The sequence below is a fragment of the Blautia obeum ATCC 29174 genome (assembly GCF_025147765.1).
Lineage (GTDB): Bacteria > Bacillota > Clostridia > Lachnospirales > Lachnospiraceae > Blautia_A > Blautia_A obeum.
The window spans coordinates 3,078,869-3,098,134 of record NZ_CP102265.1; the positions used below are offsets into that span (position 1 = coordinate 3,078,869).

Consider the following 19,266-nt stretch of genomic DNA (forward strand, 5'->3'; position numbering starts at 1 on the left):
ATGGCTATCAGTTCCAACAATATTCAGGTCTATACTACTTTGTCCAAAGAACTGGTTGCTGAGATTGATAAGGATGCAAAAGCGAACTATCGTACACGTTCCCAGCAGATTAACATGATCCTGACCGAGTATTATAAGACTCAAACAACAACCAAACATGAATCCGAGTAAAACACTGAATTGCCTGAAAACACAGGAAATATCAGTGTTTTCTTATGTTTTCCCTTAATTATAAGGTTCATGGGAACCATAATTATTTCCAAAACTGATATTGATAGCAATCGGCTTCCCCATCTGCACTGCCTGTCGGACAAGATAATCGATCCCTTCCATCAGTTCCGTTGTCCTTGGAAAAGAATTTTCTCGTGCATTTCCCATCTTTACAACCAGAAGTTCACTTTCATACGCAACACCACGGTTCACTCCACCTGATGCTCTCCCATTTCCCGCTGCAATTCCAAGAACTGCAGTACCATGTCCACTGAAATCCCTGGACGGAACAAGGCGCCTGCCCTCAGTTTCTTCAAGTGCAAGCGCCTTATCTATTTCTTCTTTTGTATATTCTGTTCCTGTCACATAACTTTCTGGTGGATTTCCATTCACACTCTGATCCCATAATCGCAGAATCCGACTGCTGCCGTCCTCGTTTCGGAAATCCGGATGAAAATAGTCCACTCCGGAATCAACAATACCGACCAGAATCCCCTCACCGGTCAGCCCATTTAACTCAGCCTGTACTGGCAGGATACAGCTCGCCTCTCTCCCTTCAAAAGTCTCAAAATAAAGTCTTTTCGGCTTTTCTATAAATTCCACCTGCTCTCTGTCAGAGTATGCATCAAGCTCCGTTTCCGGTAAAGTAACCACAGCATAACCGCCAAGCAGCGGAACTACCTGAATTCCATCACCACCAAGTCCTCTTTCCGGTTCACTGTATTTTACGATCACATCCCACAGCCTGGTCGTAGAATCATATCCGACATTCAGATTTTCCGACTCCGCCCGCTCCTGTGGCGTAGCATCCATTGCAAGGTTTAAAAGATTATCAAGTTTCTGATCCGGCATAAATATCTCATTTCCATTCATGCATTTATTTATTGTATGTAAAGCTTTTGACCAAAACCATAAATTTTACAAAGATTTTTCATTACTATGCATTCCTGCTTTACAATCTCTCACTATAATGAAAATAAATCAAAAAACAATTACTTTTCATTAAGAAATGAGGGATTACAATGTATAAAACAATATGGAACTATATCAGCAAACATTCAAAAAAATCTTCTACCGCATCCGTTTTTCTTCCTGTTCTGGTACTCGAATGGACAGTTCTCGGACTTTTTGCCGGTGCTCTGATCTGTCTGTTTCTTCACAATACAACGGCACTTGTCAAAGCGACCATTGTTCTTTGTTCCGGTGGCTATGCAGGTCTGATCTTTGGATTCCTGGGCGGCATCTTCTATATCTACAAAGATGCCGCAAGTCTTCCTCATACCGCCACTGGTTTATACAACCATCAGAATACGCACTTAGCCTAATGCCACATCTAATATCATCATCAGCGTAAATCCAACTGCAAAGAAAATCGTTCCAATATTCGAATGTTCCCCGGCAGACATCTCAGGGATCAGTTCCTCCACAACAACATAGAGCATGGCTCCCGCCGCAAAACTCAGAAGATATGGCAATGCCGGGACGATCAGTCCTGCTGCCAGGATTGTGATCACTGCCCCGATCGGTTCCACGATTCCTGATAAAACACCACCAATGAATGCCTTTGTTTTTCCCATTCCCTCAGAACGCAGAGGCATGGAAATAATCGCCCCCTCCGGGAAATTCTGGATTGCAATTCCAAGTGACAGTGCAAGTGCCCCCATCAACGTAATCTGCACGTTTCCGGTCAGATAACCAGCATAAACGACACCGACTGCCATTCCTTCCGGGATATTATGAAGTGTAACTGCCAATATAAGCATAGTCGTTTTTTGCAGACGACTCTTCGGTCCTTCCGCCTTATCTGTTTGTTGATGCAGGTGTGGAATAATATGATCCAACAAAAACAGGAATAGCACCCCTGCCCAGAAGCCAACTGCTACCGGTACAAAAGAGAGCTTTCCCATTCCTTCTGACTGTTCAAGTGCAGGGATCAGCAGGCTCCACACAGATGCTGCTACCATGACACCCGCAGCAAACCCGGTCAGACAGCGCTGTACCCACCGGTTCAGGTCTTTTTTCATAAAAAAGACACAGGCCGCACCGGCTGATGTGCCGATAAATGGAATCAAAATTCCATAAAATACGTTTAAATTCATTCTTCTCCTCCCTTGCGCATTTTATGATTGTCATTCAGACACCCCAATCAAAATGCCCTTCTGTTTACAGTATATGCTATATCCATGAAATAGTTTTTTCATGGTTTAAGTTAGTTTTGTTTAACTTATATCCATTATATTCTCTTTTTTCCTGATCTGCAATATTTAATTAATTATTTTCTAAATTCTATCTCCCCTAAAAAACAAAATGACCATCTTTTCATTTCTGAAAATTATCATTGACAATTCAATGAAATACCTTTATTATATCAGCATATTTATTTGGTATGTTTGTATGATTTTGTTTGGTTAAGGAGCGTGATCTTATGAATATCTTATGCTTTGGTGATTCGAATACCTGGGGATATAAGCCGGATAAATCCGGACGTTATGATGAAAATATAAGATGGACCGGACTTTTACAGAAAAAACTCGGATCTGGATATCACATTATAGAAGAGGGACTTTGCGGCAGAACAACTGTCTTTCAGGATGAGCTGCGTGAGGGCCGCCGCGGACTGGATCTGATTGGAGTCACAGTAGAGATGCATAACCCAATTGACCTCATGATCATCATGCTCGGCACGAATGACTGTAAGACACGCTACAGAGCATCCGCCAGTGTAATCGCAAAAGGACTTGATCAGGTAATCCGAAAAGCACGTCAGAATGCGTCCCGGCATTTTGATCTGCTTGTCATCTCGCCAATCCACCTGGGCGTTGGCGTCGGAGATGCCGATTTTGATCCGGAATTTGATGCAGCTTCTGTAGCGGTTTCCAGAAATCTGGCTAATGAATACCGCAAGATTGCACTCCAAAATCATGCTGCCTTCTTAAACGCATCTGATTTTGCTGCTCCAAGTGTTACTGACCGTGAACATATGGATGAAAAAGGTCATGCCGCACTGGCTGATGCAATTTATAATAAGATCCTTGCCCTGCAAAAAGGACTCTCCCATGTGATATAGAGATAAAAACAGATCCCTGGCTTGCTGCCGGGAATCTGTTCTGCTTTAGAAGGTAATTTTTTTTAATCCTGTTTTACATTAAATGCTTTCATGCCCGGGTATACGGCACTTGCGCCAAGTTCTTCTTCAATGCGGAGAAGCTGATTGTATTTTGCCACACGCTCCGAACGACTTGGTGCACCGGTTTTGATCTGGCAGGTATTCAATGCAACTGCAAGATCTGCAATCGTTGTATCTGCGGTTTCTCCTGAACGATGTGAAGAAATTGCTGTGTATCCTGCTTTATGTGCCATCTTAATGGCTTCCAATGTCTCAGAAACAGAACCAATCTGGTTCAGCTTGATCAGAATCGCATTTCCCGCTCCAAGCTCAATACCTTTGGCAAGTCTTTCCGTATTTGTTACGAACAGGTCGTCGCCAACAAGCTGTACTTTATCTCCCAGTCTTGCAGTAAGTTTCTGCCATCCTTCCCAGTCTTCTTCGTCCAAACCGTCCTCGATGGAAATAATCGGATATTTCTCGCAGAGTTTAGCCCAGTGTTCAATAAGTTCTTCTGCTGCATATTCTGTACCTGCTTTTGGAAGCTTGTAATATCCTTTTCCCTTCTCACTCTTCCATTCAGAAGAAGCTGCATCCATTGCGATCTTAAAATCTTTTCCTGGTTCATATCCAGCTTTCTTCACGGCTTCCAGAATCGTCTCAATTGCCTCTTCATCTGATTTCAGCGCCGGAGCAAATCCACCTTCATCTCCTACGGATGTTGCAAGTCCGCGTTCTTTCAAAATAGAAGCCAACGCATGGAACACTTCTGCGCACCATCTTAAACATTCTTTAAAAGAAGGTGCTCCAACCGGCATGATCATAAATTCCTGAACATCCAGTCCGGATGAAAGTGCATGGCACCCACCGTTTACAATATTCATCATCGGTACTGGCAAACGATTTCCAGATACACCTCCGAGAAAACGATACAGCGGAATCTCCAGTGCCGTAGCTGCTGCTCTGCAGCATGCAATAGAAACTGCAAGAATTGCGTTGGCACCCAGTTTGGATTTATCTTTTGTTCCATCTGCTGCGATCATTGCCGCATCTACTGCATAAATGTCACTTGCATCGAGCCCTTCAATTGCATCATTAATAGTTGTATTGATATTTTCAACTGCTTTCTGTACACCTTTTCCAAGATAGCGTGCTTTATCTCCATCTCTGAGTTCCAGGGCTTCAAACTCACCTGTGGATGCTCCACTCGGTGCAGTTCCTCTTCCTACGGTTCCATCCAGAAGATAAACCTCTGCCTCTACTGTCGGATTTCCTCTGGAATCCAGAATTTCTCTTCCTACAACTTTCTCAATCTCAAGGTACATGATAAATCCCCTTTCTACTACTTTTCAGCCCGGCCTCCGGTCTCTGTACCAGACCACGACTGTTTTATTTACACAAGAGTTTCTTTTATCTAACTCTGTAGTTAGTATAGACTAATTCTGGCTATCATGCAAGGATTTTCATGTTTCCTTATTGAAAAGATAAATCAAAAAGGATACCAACTTTCCTCTGAAAATTGATACCCTTCTTTCATATTTATAATACATATTGCAGAAGCCAACATACTGCCGGAAGTGTAATAATTCCACTGATCGTTGTTATAAATACACCACCCAGAGCGTAATCTCCGTCAAGCCCGGACGCATTCGCCATCATGACAACCGCCGTCATAGTCGGCATCCCAACGATCAATGACGTTGCAAGACGCAGCTCACCTGAAACCGGAAACAGTCCGAGAATCAAAAACAGAAAGACCGGTGCAAGAATCATTTTAAGCAATACAATTCCATACAGAGAAATTTCCCTGAGATATTTTTTTAATGAAATTCCTGCAAAAATTCCTCCTACATAAATCATTGCAAGTGGAGATGCGGTAGATCCTATTTTTGAAAAGGCAGTATCCAGAAGAACCGGAATCCTTATCCCCGTAAACTTCAGTACTATTGCGAGCACAATTGCCACTGTTGCAGGGTTGATCATTTTTTTCAGCTTGAAGCCTCCTTCACCCGTCGGAGATGTCAGCTTCTCACCTAGAGTCCACAGCATGAACTGGTCTATAAGCATAAATACTGAAGCATACAAAATTCCATTTTCCGGAAAAACACTTGAGATCATTGGAAGTCCTATAAACCCGATATTTCCGAACAGCAGCATCGCCCGATAGATTCCGACACGACTTTCCTGCAGTTTAAAAAACTTCACTGCCATTGCTCCTGCTGCATATATACAGATATAAAAACCGACCGCAATCACAAGAATCGGCCACGACTCATACAGGTTCTTCTTGTCTGTTCCATCTGTGATATTAATAAAAACCATCAGCGGCAATGCCATTTTGATCACAAATTTTGAAATCGGTTCCAAAGTTTCCCTGTTCAGCACTTTTGTTTTGACCAGAAGCAGGCCTGCCAGAATGTAAATAACGAATAATCCAACCTGCTGAAGTATAATATCAAACGTATTCATTCATTTTCCTGCTTTCCTTATTTCTTCCAAGAATCAGAAGAACCGCAAAGGTGATAATTTCTGATGTCAGGAAAGACAGCCACACGCCATTCATTCCCCAAATCATGGAAAGTACAATCGCACATGCTCCAATAGCAACTGCACCTCGCAGCAATGAACCAATGATTGCCGGACGCGCATTTGCCGTTGCAGAAAAATATGCAACAAGCATGATATTCACTCCTGCAAACAAAAATCCCAGGAAATATAACCGAAGACCTGTATGTGCATATTCCAGAAGCAGCTTGTTATTTTCGCTGTTAAAAACAGCTATGAAAGGATCGGTAAATATCCAGACCAGAGCAACCAGAATGATTTCTACTGCCACTACGCTCTTCAAAGCCCAGCTGAGAAGTTTTTTTACATCATCAGCTGCACCTTTACCAAAGCTTTCACTGATCAGCGGCTGCGCCCCCTGTGACATACCGTTCATGATTGCCATCCCTACAAGTGACATATTTGCTACAACACCGTAAGCAGCAACTCCGGTACTTCCGGTAAGTCCGAGAATCAGCATATTGAATATGAACGTGATCACTGCAGAAGAAATTTCGCCTACAAATGCTGACACACCAAGCTGACAGCAGGAAATCAGATGTCTGAGAGACAATCTTTTCCATTTGAAACCAATATTGCATTTTTTGCTCAGATAATGAGTAGAACATACCAGCATAGTCACTACCGGACAAAAAGCGGTTGCAAGTGCTGCACCGGAAAATCCAAGTCCCATAGGGAACATAAAAATATAGTCAAACACAATATTAAAAGCACTTCCAGTCAGTGAACCTGCCATTACCGTTGAAGTTGCATTATCATTTCTTGCAAAGGCAGTTACCGAATAATTACACATAAAAAATGGTGCAAAGATGAGAACGATCCGCAGATAAGTTTTTCCCAGCTCAACCAGACCTGCATCTGCTCCAAGAAGCGCCAGAAATTTATCCGGGGTCAAAATACCGATCAGTATAAATGGAACACTGCACACCAGGCTCCAGCTTATTGACTGTGTGAAGTAATGATCTGCATCTTCACCCTTGGCTTTGCTGATCCCATATCTTGTCGCAGATCCTATTCCGATCATCGAGCCTATCGCGAACATGATTCCAAACACCGGCAGAATCAGATTAAGAGCCGCCAGACCGTTCGCTCCTGAATTAAATGATATAAAAAAAGTATCCGCAAGAATATAGACGGACTGCCCGATCATGGCAGCTACACTCTGGCATATGTATTTTGAAAATCTTTTTAGCATTTTTTGACTCTTCTCCTTCTGATAACTATCCTTTGCATTATAGTAAAAAGTTCCCCAAAAGACAATGTCTCCTGGAGAACTTTTTACTCACTTTTTAATTTAGATTTTATTTAACAGTTACTTTGCATTTAACTGTCTTGCTTCCGGATTTTACTGTGATCACAGCTGTACCTTAATTGTCATAATCTGTTTCGCTTTTGTATCGTCAATGAATTTGTTACTGTTCATTCCGTTCTCAACTATCGTTTCCTACCCAGTTCCCAGAATGCCACAGCACTTGCAGCTGCCACATTAAGAGAATCCACACCATGAGCCATGGGAATCTTAACCGTATAATCACAGTCCGCAATAGTCTCGGATGCCAGGCCGTCTCCTTCTGTACCAAGAACAATCGCAAGTTTTTCCTGTGCAAGAAGTTCCGGATCATCAATGCTGTAGGAATCATCACGAAGTGCCATTGCCACGGTTTTGAATCCAAGATTCTGGATTGCTTTCATACCATCTTCCGGCCAGGATGTTTTTTTCTCAAAATATGTCCACGGAATCTGGAAAACAGTTCCCATACTTACGCGGGCCGCTCTTCGATAGAGTGGATTGCTGCATCCTCCTGTCAAAAGAACAGCGTCCATATGAAGTGCTGCCGCACTGCGGAAAATCGCCCCTATGTTGGTCGGATTCACAATATTTTCCAGTATAGCAACACGTCTGGAGTTCTTACAGATTTCTTCTACAGAAGGCAGTGTTCGGCGTTTCATGGCGCAGAGCATCCCTCTTGCCAGTGCATAACCGGTCATTTTGACAAGTGTTTCATATTCTGCTGTGTATACCGGGATTTCCGGATAACGCGCAAGGATATCTCCTGCCTCTCCATCCAGATCTTTATGTTCAACCAGAAAAGAAAGCGGTTCGTACCCCGCTTTCAATGCACGCTCAATCACCTTTGGGCTCTCTGCAATAAAAAGTCCTGGATTTGGCTCATTATATCTAAGAAGCTGCACCTCGGATGTTCTCGCATAAACATCCAGTTCCAGTGCAGTAATGTCGTTGATTTCAATAATATTTTTCATACAATTTATTTCCTGTATTCCTCTATCTTACAGCTGTGTTCTTTTGTCTTTTTGTCATAATTAATTCCAACCAGCAAAAGTTTTCCATGATATTCTTCCAGACTTCTGCAATATTCTTTCTCTCTGATCTGAGTAATTGCACCTGCTACATCTTTGTCCCATTTCAGTTCCACCACCAATGCCGGCTTATCCATAAAACGTTTTCTCGGAATAAATACCAGATCTGCAAATCCTTTTCCACCAGATAATTCTCTATGAACCGTATAAAAATTTCTTGCCGCATAAAGTGCCAGAGAAATCGTATAACTCAATGCATTTTCATCATTATACTGAATATGTGAAGTCTCAAAATGCGCCTGTCGAATCCCCTCTGCAACCTGTTTTTCCCGCCCCTGCCAAATTGCCTGTAGCGTATCTGCTGAGTTCTTAAGGGCATTGGATACTTCTCCCCAATCTGATACTGAAACTGCATTCACAAATTCTGCACGAATTTCTCCATTTGGAATAAATACTGTCTTTGTCGCATAACGATACCCCAGATATCCCAAATGAATCAGCAGTGTCAGGACATCATCTTCTGTACGGAACGTTGCCATATCATTCGTAAAACTTCCTGTATTTACTGGAACTTCCTCTCCTGCGAGCATACTTAAGATATCGTCCCTCAGGCCCTCGAAATTCATATCGATATAAAGCTGCAGTGCTTCAAATGTTTCTGTCTGGTTCCAGTAATTTCCCAACCTGCCAAGCCTCATACAACTGATAACAGACTTTGGGCTGTATACAGACGGAACTTCTTCAAAAGAATATCCATCATACCAGTTTCTTATCTCGTCTATATCCATCTGGTATTCTCCGCAGAGTTTTTCTACTTCGCTTTCCGTAAAGCCTACATAAGAAGCCAGCGGTCCCGGATCGATCATGGAAAATTCATCAAACATATTCAAAGCACTGTGCGTACCATATTTTTTGATAGGAAGAATTCCTGTCATATATGCCAGATGAATATAGCTCTTGTCTTTGATAAGATCCCTCAGAAAATCCAGATATTTTTCCTGTGCTTCCTTATCATTCTTGAATTCTCTGAAAATACAGTCCCACTCATCTATGATAAGCACAAACGGACATTTACTTTCTGCGTAGATATCCTGCATAGTTTCTGCCAGATCTGTCGAATCAAATAGCTCTACATCCGGATATTGCCTTGTCAGCTCACGAATTACTCTTTGCTTAATTCTCGCAATTAATTCCTTCACATCAGAACTTCTGCTCAAAAATTCCTGTACATTGAGAAAAACCGTATCATATTTATTCAGGTATCCGCCAAAATTCTCATCTTTCGCAATTTCCAGGCCTGCAAACAATTCTCTGGAATCGCACCCTCTGCTGTAATACGCAGTCAGCATATCTGCCGCCATAGATTTTCCGAAACGTCTCGGTCTGCTGACACAGACATATGCCTGCATGGTATTTATTACACGATTCGTATATTTTATCAGTCCTGTTTTATCCACATAAATATCAGAATTTACCGCTCTCTGAAATTTGCTGTTATCCGGATTCAGATAATTTCCCATTCTGGTGCAGTCCTTTCTTGCTTTTTGTTCTATCTTACCACAAAGCTGTACCGGATTCTATGATTAGATTACAAAAGAACTATGATAGCATGGGCTGCTTAAGAATTCTGCCGCCACTGTCAGAAGAATACTCATGATAATCCACTTTAATATGCGCTCCAGATCAGGTGGCATTTCGCGGCCAGCTCTTCTTCTTTCTGCTGCGCCTTCTCAGGTTCATCCTGATAATCCCAGAGTTTAAAAGCCTCTTTTACATTTTCCGGATCTACATAATAAACATGTTCAATTCCTGTTGGAAAAGATGTTTCATCAGTAACTGTATCTGCTCCACGTTCATATGCTTCCTGAAAATCCTGCAGATTCCAGAGTTCATTTTCTGTGTTTGAATCGGATGGATATTCTTTGTGGGTCCACATGGTTTCTGACAGCATGTAAAACATGTTTTTCTGGTCTACGGACAGAATTGATTTCATCCTTCCCAATGGATTTACCGTAGAATATACTTTTCCATCCTTTACAGATATGTTTGCCTCGTCCCAGGAAATGTAATTTTCCTTATCATAATACCAATAATGCCCGATTCCACCGGCTGCCAGAACAATGGCAACTGCCAGGAGTACCGACGCAATTCTCTTTTTACGAATCTTACAGCGAATTTTTTTGAGCAGTTCTGCTTCCATTTTATTTGTCTGTACAGAATCACTGCCTTTTTTAACATCTGTCAGATGATTTTCCCTCATTATTTCTTCCTGCATTCTTCGGCATGTCGGACACGCTTTCAAATGCTCTTCTACAAGCTGTCTGCTGTCCTCACTGACCATATCGTCCACATAAAGCGGAAGCAGGTCCTCAATAATATTACAACTGATCTTCATGATCCAATTCCTCCCTGATTTTTTTACATGCTCTGTGATAAGTAACTCTTGCCCAGCTTTCGCTTTTGCCAAACAACGAGGAAATTGTACCAAATGACAGTTCTCCAAATACACGAAGTGAAAAAACTTCTTTATAGGGTTCTGAAAGTCTGTGAAGAACCTTATGAACCTGAAGTGCAGTTTCTTTATCTGAAAAATTCTGAAGCAGATCTGAGGGAAAGCTTTCTTCCTTTTCGTCCTGAGATTCCGGTGCATACTTCTTGTTTTTCTTCAGATAGTCATAGTACGTGTTTTTGGAAATCTGGCAAAGCCATACACGCAGGTCACAGTCACCTCTGAAATCGTCGACTTTTTTCAGTGCTTTGAAGAATGTTTCCTGCGTCAGTTCCTCTGCAATATGGGTATTGTGCGAAAGCGAGAGCAGATAACGGTATACGACAGTAAAATACTGCTCATATACTTCCTGAATATTCAGCATTTGTTTCTCCTCTCTCTACCAGTTTTGTCCTCCTTCACATATATGACGATATATGTATGGGAAACGTTACAAAAAATTTCACAAAAAGAAAAAGGCCTTCCGATTTATGGAACACCTTTTTCTTTTTTTATAAATTCCTGATCCATGTACACGCAAGTTCCATCCATGACTGGCATTCCGGCTGAATACATCCACCATCTTCATGACTTGTCTCTTCATTTGCAAGACTGAGCCCATGAACACCTGTCGGGTACAAATGCAGTTCTACCGGCACTTTGTATTTATGCAATGCCTCAAAAAATAACAGTGAATTCTCAACCGGGACACAATCATCCGTGACCGTATGCCAGAGAAAAGTCGGCGGAGTATCCGTTGTTACCTGAAATTCCAGCGACTGCTTTTTTCTTTTTTCAGGATCACTGCTGTCAGCTCCAAGCAACGCCTCAAAAGACCCCGTATGTGCAAATTTTCCGGAGGAAATGACCGGATAACTGAGGATCATGCCGTTCGGTCTCACCATTTCTGTTTCTGTATGTAATACTTCGGAGATAAATTTTTTCTTCCAGAATACCCCAAGACTTGCAGCCAGATGGGCACCCGCCGAAAATCCCTGCAGGATAATTTTAGCAGTATCAATATGAAATTCTTCTGCATGTTCTCTTAAATATGCGACAGACTTCGCAAGCTGCAGAAGTGCCAGTGGATATCTCGCCGGGGCTACACTGTAACGAAGGATCACTGCATGGTATCCTCTTGCAAGATACTGCATGGCAATTGGTTCTGCCTCCCTGTCAGAGGTCATTGTATAACCGCCACCCGGGCAGATCACAATGACCGGGCGCTTTCGATCCGGACGCATTTCCACAGAATTGTCCAGAATATAAGTATACAAATCCGCAGTTTCCTGATAACCTTCTACTTTAATCTCAACTTTCTTGTAAATCATTCAAACCTCCGTTTTTATAGCACATAATAAACTTTCTCCTCGTGAAAAATCTACAGGCCAAATTTTTCCCGCACTTCGTCAAAATCTCTGATTGGCGGCATCTCTTCCTGTGGAATTCCAATCTGTTTATCCATATACAAAAGTGCATACCATCTATTGAATTTATAGCCACAGTCTTTCAGCTCACCAGCATGCTTATATCCCATTTTTTCATGAAACTGTACACTATTAAAATCAGAATATTCATCTGTCGGCTTTGTAATCAATGAGACAGCATTTACAACGCCCTGCTCTCTCAGGATGTCTTCCATAAGAGTATACATATGTCGTCCTAAACCATTTCGTCGTATATCCTGTTTCAGATAAATTGTCATCTCCACATCCCATGCAAAAGCTGCCCTCGGACGCAGACGGTCTGCATAAGAATAGCCAATAATTTCTCCCTCTTCCTCTGCGATAAGATATGGATAATGAGAAGAAATATGCCGGATTCGTTCCTGAAACTCTTCGACCGATGGAACTTCATATTCAAATGTCACCGCTGTCTTTTTCACATAGTAGCTGTAAATGTCGAGCAATTTCTCTGCATCTTCTACTTTCGCTGTCCGAATTTTGATCTCCATAATATCTCTTTCTCCGTCTGAATTGCAATTTCCCTATCTGACGTCTTTTACTTCTTTTCTAATACCTTTACTATTTTGCGAAGTAATTTATCAATTTCAATCGGTTTAGCCAGATAATCATCCATTCCTGCTGCAAACGCCGCCTGTCTGTCTTCTTCAAATGCATTTGCGGTCATCGCTATGATCGGAACCTGAGCTCTTTCATCCGGAAGCTTTCGAATCGCCTCTGTTGCCTGATACCCATTCATCTTCGGCATCTGTATGTCCATTAATATCACATCATAATACCCGACAGGAGCCTTTTGCAGCATTGCAACTGCAATTGCACCATCCGCAGCAACTTCCACCTCTGCCTGTACATCCTCGAGAATTGTTCTTGCAATCTCAACATTTAATTCATTATCTTCAACCAGAAGAATTCTTTTATGCTTCAGCGAAGTTTCTGTCATACTCTGTTCTGCCTGGTCAATACGTTCTTCTTCCGATACGATCCGACATGGAATCTCAACAATAAAACTGCTGCCTTTTCCAGGTTCACTTTGTACGATCACGCTTCCATCCATCAGATCTACAAAGGATTTCACGATACGCAGTCCTAGACCAGTTCCCATTATACCACTTTCCGAAGAATTTTTCTCACGTGTAAATGCCTCAAATATATGTGGAATATATTTCTGGCTGATACCAATTCCCGTATCCGAAACACAAATCCGCAGAATTATGGAATCCTCTCCGACAGCCTCCATTTCCTCGATATCTACGTCTATTTTTCCTCCATCCGGTGTATATTTAATTGCATTACTTACAAGATTCATGATAATCTCCTGAATCTTCAACGAATCACAATATACATCTGTATGCTGAATTTCTATATTTCGTGCTACATGTAGCTGTTTATTCAGAATTTCTCTGTCAAGAACGATCTCCAACGTATCATTTATTTTCTTCAGATTCCATGGTGCTTCATTCAAAGTTTCCTTACCACTTTCAATACGGGCAATTTCCAGTACATTTCCTATCAATGCAAGCAGGAACTGGCTCGCTCCCTTCAACTTATGCAGATAATTTGTCGTAAGCTCATTGTCTCCCCAGTGCCGCTCCATAAGTTCTGCATATCCTATAATTGCATTCATCGGAGTCCGCAGATCGTGTGACATGGCAAATAAAAAGGATGATTTTGCCCTGTTTCCCTCTTCCGCCTTCTGCAGTGCATTCTTAAGTACTACCATCTCTGATACATCAAGAAATGTGGTGATCACAGCTCTTTCTCCCGACGGAATGCGAACCACTTTCGTTGTAGCAAGTGCATGACATTCATTCGACTCACCTTTCCCGATGATACACTCATAATCAACCATAGCATCTACTTTGTGAAGTCTTTTCAACTTCTCTATTACGTCCACATCCGGATAGATTACTTTTTTCAGCATAATACCGAGTTTGGACTGTGCTTCTTCTATGCTCTTTACACCATACATGCGCAAAGCCTGTGCATTCATATGAATGATCTTATGCCCGGGAATTGTATATGCAAGTACACCACAACTTTGCATTTCCAGCAGTTCTTTGTAATAATCTTCCTGTTCAATCTTTTCTTTACGGAGTGTATCATTAAGTTCTGCCAGACGGCGTTCTGCCTCTTTTTCTTTCTCCATACGCGCTGTCTCTGAAATGTCCTGATGTATTCCCATAATGGAAATACCATCCACTACAGACCTATCTCTTATGCCACTGCAACGTACGAACATCTCTCCAAATGTAGGATGAATATAGCGATATACGATTTCTGATTTTGTCTCTGACAGTTTATCTGAATATTCCAGAAATAACTGCATATCATCCGGATGTACACGTGCCCGATGAAATGTAAATCGCTCTTCCGGTGAGATTTCTCCCTGGATTCCAAGTAATTCATCCATCACCGCATCTGCATAAAATCTCGGTGATTTCCCATCCTCAATTTCTATTCTCCATGCTCCTACTCTGTTGACGCGAAGAATTCTTTCAACATTAATCTTTTTCTGCTGTATCATGGACAGCTCCTCCTCATGCAGCTATTTACTGTGCTTCTTCCATATATTATAACGACAGCGAAATCAGCTGAACTTCGCCATCACTCGGAACAGAACATTCATATCCACCGGCTTTGATACATGTGCATTCATGTCTGCATCAAGTGCCTTCTGCCTGTCCTCTTCAAAAGCATTCGCTGTCATTGCTACGATCGGAACAGCAGCTCTGGAAGCCCCAAACCTGTTCCGACTACTTTGCTTTCCGTACTTGTATGTTCTCTGGAAAATTCTTCAAAAATATGTGGAAGATAGTCTTCACTCATCCCAATTCCAGTATCTTCAACTACAATCTTATATGCAATATAATTTTCCCTGTCAAACGGAATCTCCCTGATATCTATGGTGATCTTGCCACCTGCCGGAGTATATTTCAGTGAATTTCCAATGATATTGATAAAGGATTCGATCAATCTGGAAGCACAGCGAACTTCTTTTTTCAGACTCGTCTTTCCACTCTCAATTCGGGCTGTCTCCAGCACATAATTGATTAGCGATAACAAAAATTCACTGGAACTTTTGATCTTGCTTTATCGTATCTCTATTTTATGTTAATCCTTCTGCTTTTTCACGCTTTCACATCTGGTCAGGATTTCTCTGAGTTTGCTTTCATCAATCGGCTTCGCAATGTGTCCATTCATTCCGGAAGCCAGACATTTATGTACACTTTCGGAAGAAACCTGCGCCGTCATAGCATATATACGCACTGTTTTTGCATCCGGTCGCTCCATTGTCCGGATACGACGGGCTGCTTCTCTGCCGCCCATAACCGGCATCATAATATCCATCAGAATCAGATCATAAGTTCCCGGTGCTGACTCTTCAAACTTGTCAATCGCTTCCTTGCCATTCCATGCCTTATCAACCACAATTCCCAGTTCCTTCAGATAGAACTCTGCAATCTCCATGTTGATTTCATTATCCTCAACCAGAAGAATCTGCTTTCCTTCCAGCTTCTGTTCGCCTGAGCTCTGCTCTTCTTTTTTGGTTTCGATGGCATTTTCATCAACTTTAAACGGAAGGCGGAAAGTAAAAGTACTTCCCTCTCCAAGTTGACTCTCTACTTCTATAGAACCTCCCATTTTATCCAGAAGCGCCTTGACGATCGACATTCCCAGACCGGTTCCTCTGTACAGTGTTCTGGCGTCATTCTTCTCCTGTGTAAATGGTTTAAACAGCTGTTCTTTTATAAATTCTTCGCTCATGCCAATTCCAGTATCAACTATTTTAAATTCATACCACACGGTTGTACCGTCACAGGAAAGTTCTTCCGCATATGTATCAATTGTTCCATTTGGTTTATTATATTTGATTGCATTGCTCAAGAGATTGACCATGATACGCCGCAGCTGCAGGGAGCTTCCCTTCAAGGCAGTATGCTGAATATTACTTCTGTGCTTGCAATGTGTAATACTGGATTCAACCAGCTGAGCATCCACAAGTGCAGCAACTTCATCCATAAGCTCATTCATATCAAATACATCTTCATGAATCTCAAACATACCAGCTTCCAGTTTGCTCATATCGAGGACATCACTGACCAGCTCCAGCAAATGTCGGGTAGACAGCTGAATCTTATCCAGACTGTCATCAACTTTTCCCCAGTCATCCCTGTTTTTACGGATGATATCTACCATTCCCATGATTCCATTGATCGGCGTACGAATATCATGACTCATACGATTCATAAATTCCGTCTTGGCTCTGTTCTCGGAATCCGCTTCTTCATAAGCCATCTGCAGACGTGCTTTTTCCTGCTGTTCCTTTTCATGGAAATCTGAAGTATTCTTAAACAGAACAATTCCATGGACTACGGAACTCTCTTTATCTGTATTCGCATCATACACCATGTCTCTGGACATCAGAACTGTTTTCTGCAGCCATACCGGCTTATTTTCTTTTCCCATCATTTCGCAGTATTCTACTGTAACCTGCTTCGCACCTGTAGCAAATCGCTTCAGTAGTTTGAAAGAAGAATCAACGATTCTGTAGTTCTCCAAAGTATCTTCGGTCACATACCGACTCCGTTTATTGCAATAATCGCTATAAGAACGTGGTGTCTGTATATCATTTTCAATCTTAAATGCTGCCTCATGATAATAAACATTCTCCAGCTTATCATTCGTCAGATCCACAGTATAGACTGCATTTGCAGTCTGAAGGAGTGCCTCCGCATAATTCTCGTTTTCAACAATGGATTGTTTCAGCTGTTCATAATATCGATTCAGTCGAGTCTTTTCATCTGCTGTGTTTTCATTTTTATTCTGGAATGGTTCAAATCCCAGAATGAAATGATGAAGCCTGCCATCTTCGGTATTATTTACAAACAGTGCTGTCATTCGTCCTCGACAAATACTGTCCTCTTTCCTGTACTGATATGGAAGCTCCAGCTTCTCGCCTTTGTCCTTGATCTGTTCTGCAAGATAAGAAATCTGCAATTTCTTTCTCATACTCTTGCGATTCTCATCCGTTCCCAGTTCCTGCACGATCTGCTCAACAGCTCCGGAATAGCTTCCATCCTCGGCCAGGAAAAATCGTGAGCTTGCGCGCAGTACATAATACTGATCCAAAAGCGCATCGCAATAAATGCAGTCCGTAAACTGAAACCCCTTTTCTGTAATTTCTTCCAGAAGACGAATATTCATCCTCTGTTTCTCTGCTGCTTCCTCCATCTTTGCACGGTTTTTATCAATATACATGTTTTTGTCAGCCAAACGGAAGAGTTCTCTCATCGTACTGCCTTCAAAGTCACTTGACAGTGCATAACCGGCTGCATAGCTGATTGGCATTTCCGGATGCTGTCTGGAATATTCTGCAGCCTGGTTGCGGATGTTCTGCAGACATTTCCGAACGCCCTCATGGTCCAGTCCCTTCAGAACCGCAATAAATTCATCACCACCATCACGACCTGCAAAAAATTCTTCCGGTACCGCCTCACGGAGCTGGATTGCAAAAGAGCGAATATACTCATCCCCTTTGTCATGTCCCAGATTGTTGTTGATCGTTCGCAGATTGTTCAGATCAAACACACACATTGCCACCAGCTCATTCACCGGTATCGGCTCCGTCTCATTCAGGATCTCCTCACACTTATTTTTGTTTGGAAGGCCTGTCGCCTCATCCAGATAGACTTTTTTCTGCAAAATCTTATTCTGTGCAGCAAAACGTACCACCTTTATCAGTTCCGTAGCAATGATCAATACCAGTCCCAGAATATCAACCAATACGATTTTTTCCAGATGATCCAGTCCGGTCGCTTTTTTCTGTGAATAGACTTCTGCAAAACCTACTGCCTCATCACAGATCTGGAAAAATTTTTCGCTCTTTTCTATAATTTCTGTATTCTCATAACCCTTCTCGCGAACAAGGAGGATTTCACTTCTCAATTCATCAAAATATTTTTCCAGTTCATCCATCTTAGTCTGGAAATCTTCATCATCCAGACGTACAAAATTCAGTTTCTCACTGCCATTTCGGAGCCCCTCTATGTAAGAAGAAATCGTCTCATACATCTTATCCTGCGGTGCACCGGAGATTTCCAGCTTAACCATCCTCTGTGTACCACCCCGGACAAGTCCCGCATAATTCACAACCCTGGCTGTTCCCTGTATTTTGCCCACCATCGACATGATCACAAGAAACAATACGATTAATATCGTTGTCAGAACCATCATCGCGGCTCTCAAAAAATAAGTCAGTTTCTTATCTTTATCCTTCTTCATTCTGTTTCCATCCCATCAATTGCCCCGAACTGCCGGCAGATCTTATTCTCTTCTTTATTTTGAATTCTGATTTCACACCTGATTCTATTGTAACTGATTCCCTATTTTTCTGCAACATATTCAAAATATGTGGTTCAAGCAACAGCAAGTGCTAAGTATGTGTATTTTATACAATTTTTATGATGTTTCATCTGTTTTTCATTGCTTTTTGCACAACTGCACTTTATAATAAAAATTATCAATTACCACATACATTTATTATGGAGGGAACATTATGAACGAAGAACTTTTTAACGAAGCGGCCAAATCAAATGTCCTGACAAAAAAGCTGATCGACCAGCTTCAGGAAAGCATGACCTACAGCAGTATCTCCTTTATCAACTGGACGATCGAAGTTCTGACTCTGATCAAGAACCGTCTGGAGCGTGGAGACAGAATCACTGATGAAGTATCCGGAGAAGTTTATACCACGAAAACCTTCCAGAAATTTGTAAAGGAGAATTTCTCTTCTTACATTACCAGTCAGGTTTTCAAGGAAATTGTAAAACCTGAAAAAATCTATTTCTCTCTCAAAGCCTGTGACGGCGGTTACAGTCTGCTTGCAGCTGACTCTGACAGCGAGAAGACCTATGCGTGGATTTCCAGCCTGAGCAAACGTTTCTCTCTTGTTGAGATGATCGCAACCGGTGTTGTCTATGTCAAAGACACCCGTACCGATACATATCAGCCGTTCATCTCCGCAAATGGCAAATACTGCCATTATGACAAAGAAAAAGGAATCCTCGTAGAAATCTGAGTTCTACAAGAATTCCTGTTATAAACCAACATTTTTA

General features: G+C 41.9%; 18 protein-coding genes. 4 read left to right on the forward strand and 14 right to left on the reverse strand.

Annotated elements, in window-relative coordinates; translation table 11 throughout:
• Positions 1-171: a hypothetical protein gene (locus tag NQ503_RS14835; protein ID WP_005428285.1), complete on the forward strand. Its 171-nt coding sequence runs from the start codon at positions 1-3 to the stop codon at positions 169-171.
• Between the two features lie 54 nt (positions 172-225).
• Here the strand turns inward: NQ503_RS14835 and NQ503_RS14840 are convergent, their stop codons facing one another.
• Positions 226-1,062 (reverse strand): S8 family serine peptidase, encoded by an 837-nt coding sequence (locus tag NQ503_RS14840; RefSeq protein WP_044926265.1) that lies wholly within the window; start codon positions 1,060-1,062, stop codon positions 226-228.
• Between the two features lie 170 nt (positions 1,063-1,232).
• On the opposite strand from NQ503_RS14840, the gene NQ503_RS14845 reads away from it, so the two are divergent.
• Positions 1,233-1,535: a hypothetical protein gene (locus NQ503_RS14845; protein ID WP_005428290.1), complete on the forward strand. Its 303-nt coding sequence runs from the start codon at positions 1,233-1,235 to the stop codon at positions 1,533-1,535.
• On the opposite strand, the gene NQ503_RS14850 is transcribed toward NQ503_RS14845, so the two are convergent.
• Positions 1,527-2,309 carry a ZIP family metal transporter gene (locus NQ503_RS14850; protein WP_005428293.1) on the reverse strand — a complete coding sequence of 261 codons (783 nt, stop codon included), beginning with the start codon at positions 2,307-2,309 and terminating at the stop codon, positions 1,527-1,529. The two genes, NQ503_RS14845 and NQ503_RS14850, sit on opposite strands and share 9 nt — an antisense overlap.
• Before the next feature lie 326 nt (positions 2,310-2,635).
• Between NQ503_RS14850 and NQ503_RS14855 the strand changes: the two genes are divergently transcribed.
• Positions 2,636-3,277 (forward strand): GDSL-type esterase/lipase family protein, encoded by a 642-nt coding sequence (locus NQ503_RS14855; RefSeq protein WP_005428297.1) that lies wholly within the window; start codon positions 2,636-2,638, stop codon positions 3,275-3,277.
• Between the two features lie 62 nt (positions 3,278-3,339).
• Here the strand turns inward: NQ503_RS14855 and eno are convergent, their stop codons facing one another.
• The 12 genes from eno to NQ503_RS14915 all read right to left on the reverse strand — a co-directional run bounded on the left by eno (position 3,340) and on the right by NQ503_RS14915 (position 18,433).
• Positions 3,340-4,644 (reverse strand): phosphopyruvate hydratase, encoded by a 1,305-nt coding sequence (gene eno, locus NQ503_RS14860; RefSeq protein WP_044926266.1) that lies wholly within the window; start codon positions 4,642-4,644, stop codon positions 3,340-3,342.
• Between the two features lie 211 nt (positions 4,645-4,855).
• Positions 4,856-5,785 (reverse strand): AEC family transporter, encoded by a 930-nt coding sequence (locus NQ503_RS14865; protein ID WP_005428300.1) that lies wholly within the window; start codon positions 5,783-5,785, stop codon positions 4,856-4,858.
• A complete protein-coding gene (locus tag NQ503_RS14870) occupies positions 5,772-7,076 on the reverse strand; it encodes an MATE family efflux transporter (RefSeq protein WP_005428303.1) in 1,305 nt (434 codons plus the stop codon). Before NQ503_RS14870 ends, NQ503_RS14865 begins: the two co-directional genes overlap by 14 nt.
• Before the next feature lie 239 nt (positions 7,077-7,315).
• A complete protein-coding gene (locus NQ503_RS14875; RefSeq protein ID WP_005428305.1) occupies positions 7,316-8,143 on the reverse strand; it encodes a TrmH family RNA methyltransferase in 828 nt (275 codons plus the stop codon).
• A gap of 5 nt (positions 8,144-8,148) precedes the next feature.
• Positions 8,149-9,720 carry an AAA family ATPase gene (locus tag NQ503_RS14880; RefSeq protein ID WP_005428306.1) on the reverse strand — a complete coding sequence of 524 codons (1,572 nt, stop codon included), beginning with the start codon at positions 9,718-9,720 and terminating at the stop codon, positions 8,149-8,151.
• Between the two features lie 146 nt (positions 9,721-9,866).
• Positions 9,867-10,595 carry a zf-HC2 domain-containing protein gene (locus tag NQ503_RS14885; protein WP_005428309.1) on the reverse strand — a complete coding sequence of 243 codons (729 nt, stop codon included), beginning with the start codon at positions 10,593-10,595 and terminating at the stop codon, positions 9,867-9,869.
• Positions 10,579-11,073 carry an RNA polymerase sigma factor gene (locus tag NQ503_RS14890; RefSeq protein WP_005428316.1) on the reverse strand — a complete coding sequence of 165 codons (495 nt, stop codon included), beginning with the start codon at positions 11,071-11,073 and terminating at the stop codon, positions 10,579-10,581. Before NQ503_RS14890 ends, NQ503_RS14885 begins: the two co-directional genes overlap by 17 nt.
• A gap of 127 nt (positions 11,074-11,200) precedes the next feature.
• Positions 11,201-12,019: an alpha/beta hydrolase gene (locus NQ503_RS14895; protein WP_005428317.1), complete on the reverse strand. Its 819-nt coding sequence runs from the start codon at positions 12,017-12,019 to the stop codon at positions 11,201-11,203.
• Positions 12,020-12,069: 50 nt separating this feature from the next.
• On the reverse strand, positions 12,070-12,642 hold the full coding sequence (locus NQ503_RS14900; RefSeq protein ID WP_005428318.1) for a GNAT family N-acetyltransferase: 573 nt from the start codon (positions 12,640-12,642) through the stop codon (positions 12,070-12,072).
• Between the two features lie 47 nt (positions 12,643-12,689).
• Complete coding sequence (locus tag NQ503_RS14905; protein ID WP_005428319.1) at positions 12,690-14,675, reverse strand: hybrid sensor histidine kinase/response regulator; 1,986 nt, start codon at positions 14,673-14,675, stop codon at positions 12,690-12,692.
• A 185-nt stretch (positions 14,676-14,860) separates the two neighbouring features.
• The gene (locus NQ503_RS14910) at positions 14,861-15,214 is read right to left on the reverse strand and encodes a sensor histidine kinase (protein WP_005428323.1); all 354 of its coding nucleotides are present in this window, start codon (positions 15,212-15,214) and stop codon (positions 14,861-14,863) included.
• A 48-nt stretch (positions 15,215-15,262) separates the two neighbouring features.
• Entirely contained in the window at positions 15,263-18,433 is a 3,171-nt protein-coding gene (locus tag NQ503_RS14915; protein ID WP_259892748.1) for an ATP-binding protein, read from the reverse strand.
• 274 nt (positions 18,434-18,707) lie between these two features.
• On the opposite strand from NQ503_RS14915, the gene NQ503_RS14920 reads away from it, so the two are divergent.
• A complete protein-coding gene (locus NQ503_RS14920; RefSeq protein ID WP_005428334.1) occupies positions 18,708-19,229 on the forward strand; it encodes a hypothetical protein in 522 nt (173 codons plus the stop codon).
• Positions 19,230-19,266: the final 37 nt, after the last annotated feature.

Bases quoted from the DNA above. Each gene is read 5' to 3' on its own strand.
- NQ503_RS14855 (WP_005428297.1), top strand. From the start codon at position 2,636: ATGAATATCTTATGCTTTGGTGATTCGAATACCTGGGGATATAAGCCG.
- NQ503_RS14895 (WP_005428317.1), bottom strand. From the start codon at position 12,019: ATGATTTACAAGAAAGTTGAGATTAAAGTAGAAGGTTATCAGGAAACT.
- NQ503_RS14840 (WP_044926265.1), bottom strand. From the start codon at position 1,062: ATGCCGGATCAGAAACTTGATAATCTTTTAAACCTTGCAATGGATGCT.
- NQ503_RS14870 (WP_005428303.1), bottom strand. From the start codon at position 7,076: ATGCTAAAAAGATTTTCAAAATACATATGCCAGAGTGTAGCTGCCATG.
- NQ503_RS14865 (WP_005428300.1), bottom strand. From the start codon at position 5,785: ATGAATACGTTTGATATTATACTTCAGCAGGTTGGATTATTCGTTATT.
- NQ503_RS14880 (WP_005428306.1), bottom strand. From the start codon at position 9,720: ATGGGAAATTATCTGAATCCGGATAACAGCAAATTTCAGAGAGCGGTA.
- NQ503_RS14900 (WP_005428318.1), bottom strand. From the start codon at position 12,642: ATGGAGATCAAAATTCGGACAGCGAAAGTAGAAGATGCAGAGAAATTG.
- NQ503_RS14845 (WP_005428290.1), top strand. From the start codon at position 1,233: ATGTATAAAACAATATGGAACTATATCAGCAAACATTCAAAAAAATCT.
- NQ503_RS14875 (WP_005428305.1), bottom strand. From the start codon at position 8,143: ATGAAAAATATTATTGAAATCAACGACATTACTGCACTGGAACTGGAT.
- NQ503_RS14890 (WP_005428316.1), bottom strand. From the start codon at position 11,073: ATGCTGAATATTCAGGAAGTATATGAGCAGTATTTTACTGTCGTATAC.
- NQ503_RS14835 (WP_005428285.1), top strand. From the start codon at position 1: ATGGCTATCAGTTCCAACAATATTCAGGTCTATACTACTTTGTCCAAA.
- NQ503_RS14885 (WP_005428309.1), bottom strand. From the start codon at position 10,595: ATGAAGATCAGTTGTAATATTATTGAGGACCTGCTTCCGCTTTATGTG.
- NQ503_RS14915 (WP_259892748.1), bottom strand. From the start codon at position 18,433: ATGAAGAAGGATAAAGATAAGAAACTGACTTATTTTTTGAGAGCCGCG.
- NQ503_RS14850 (WP_005428293.1), bottom strand. From the start codon at position 2,309: ATGAATTTAAACGTATTTTATGGAATTTTGATTCCATTTATCGGCACA.
- NQ503_RS14920 (WP_005428334.1), top strand. From the start codon at position 18,708: ATGAACGAAGAACTTTTTAACGAAGCGGCCAAATCAAATGTCCTGACA.
- NQ503_RS14905 (WP_005428319.1), bottom strand. From the start codon at position 14,675: ATGATACAGCAGAAAAAGATTAATGTTGAAAGAATTCTTCGCGTCAAC.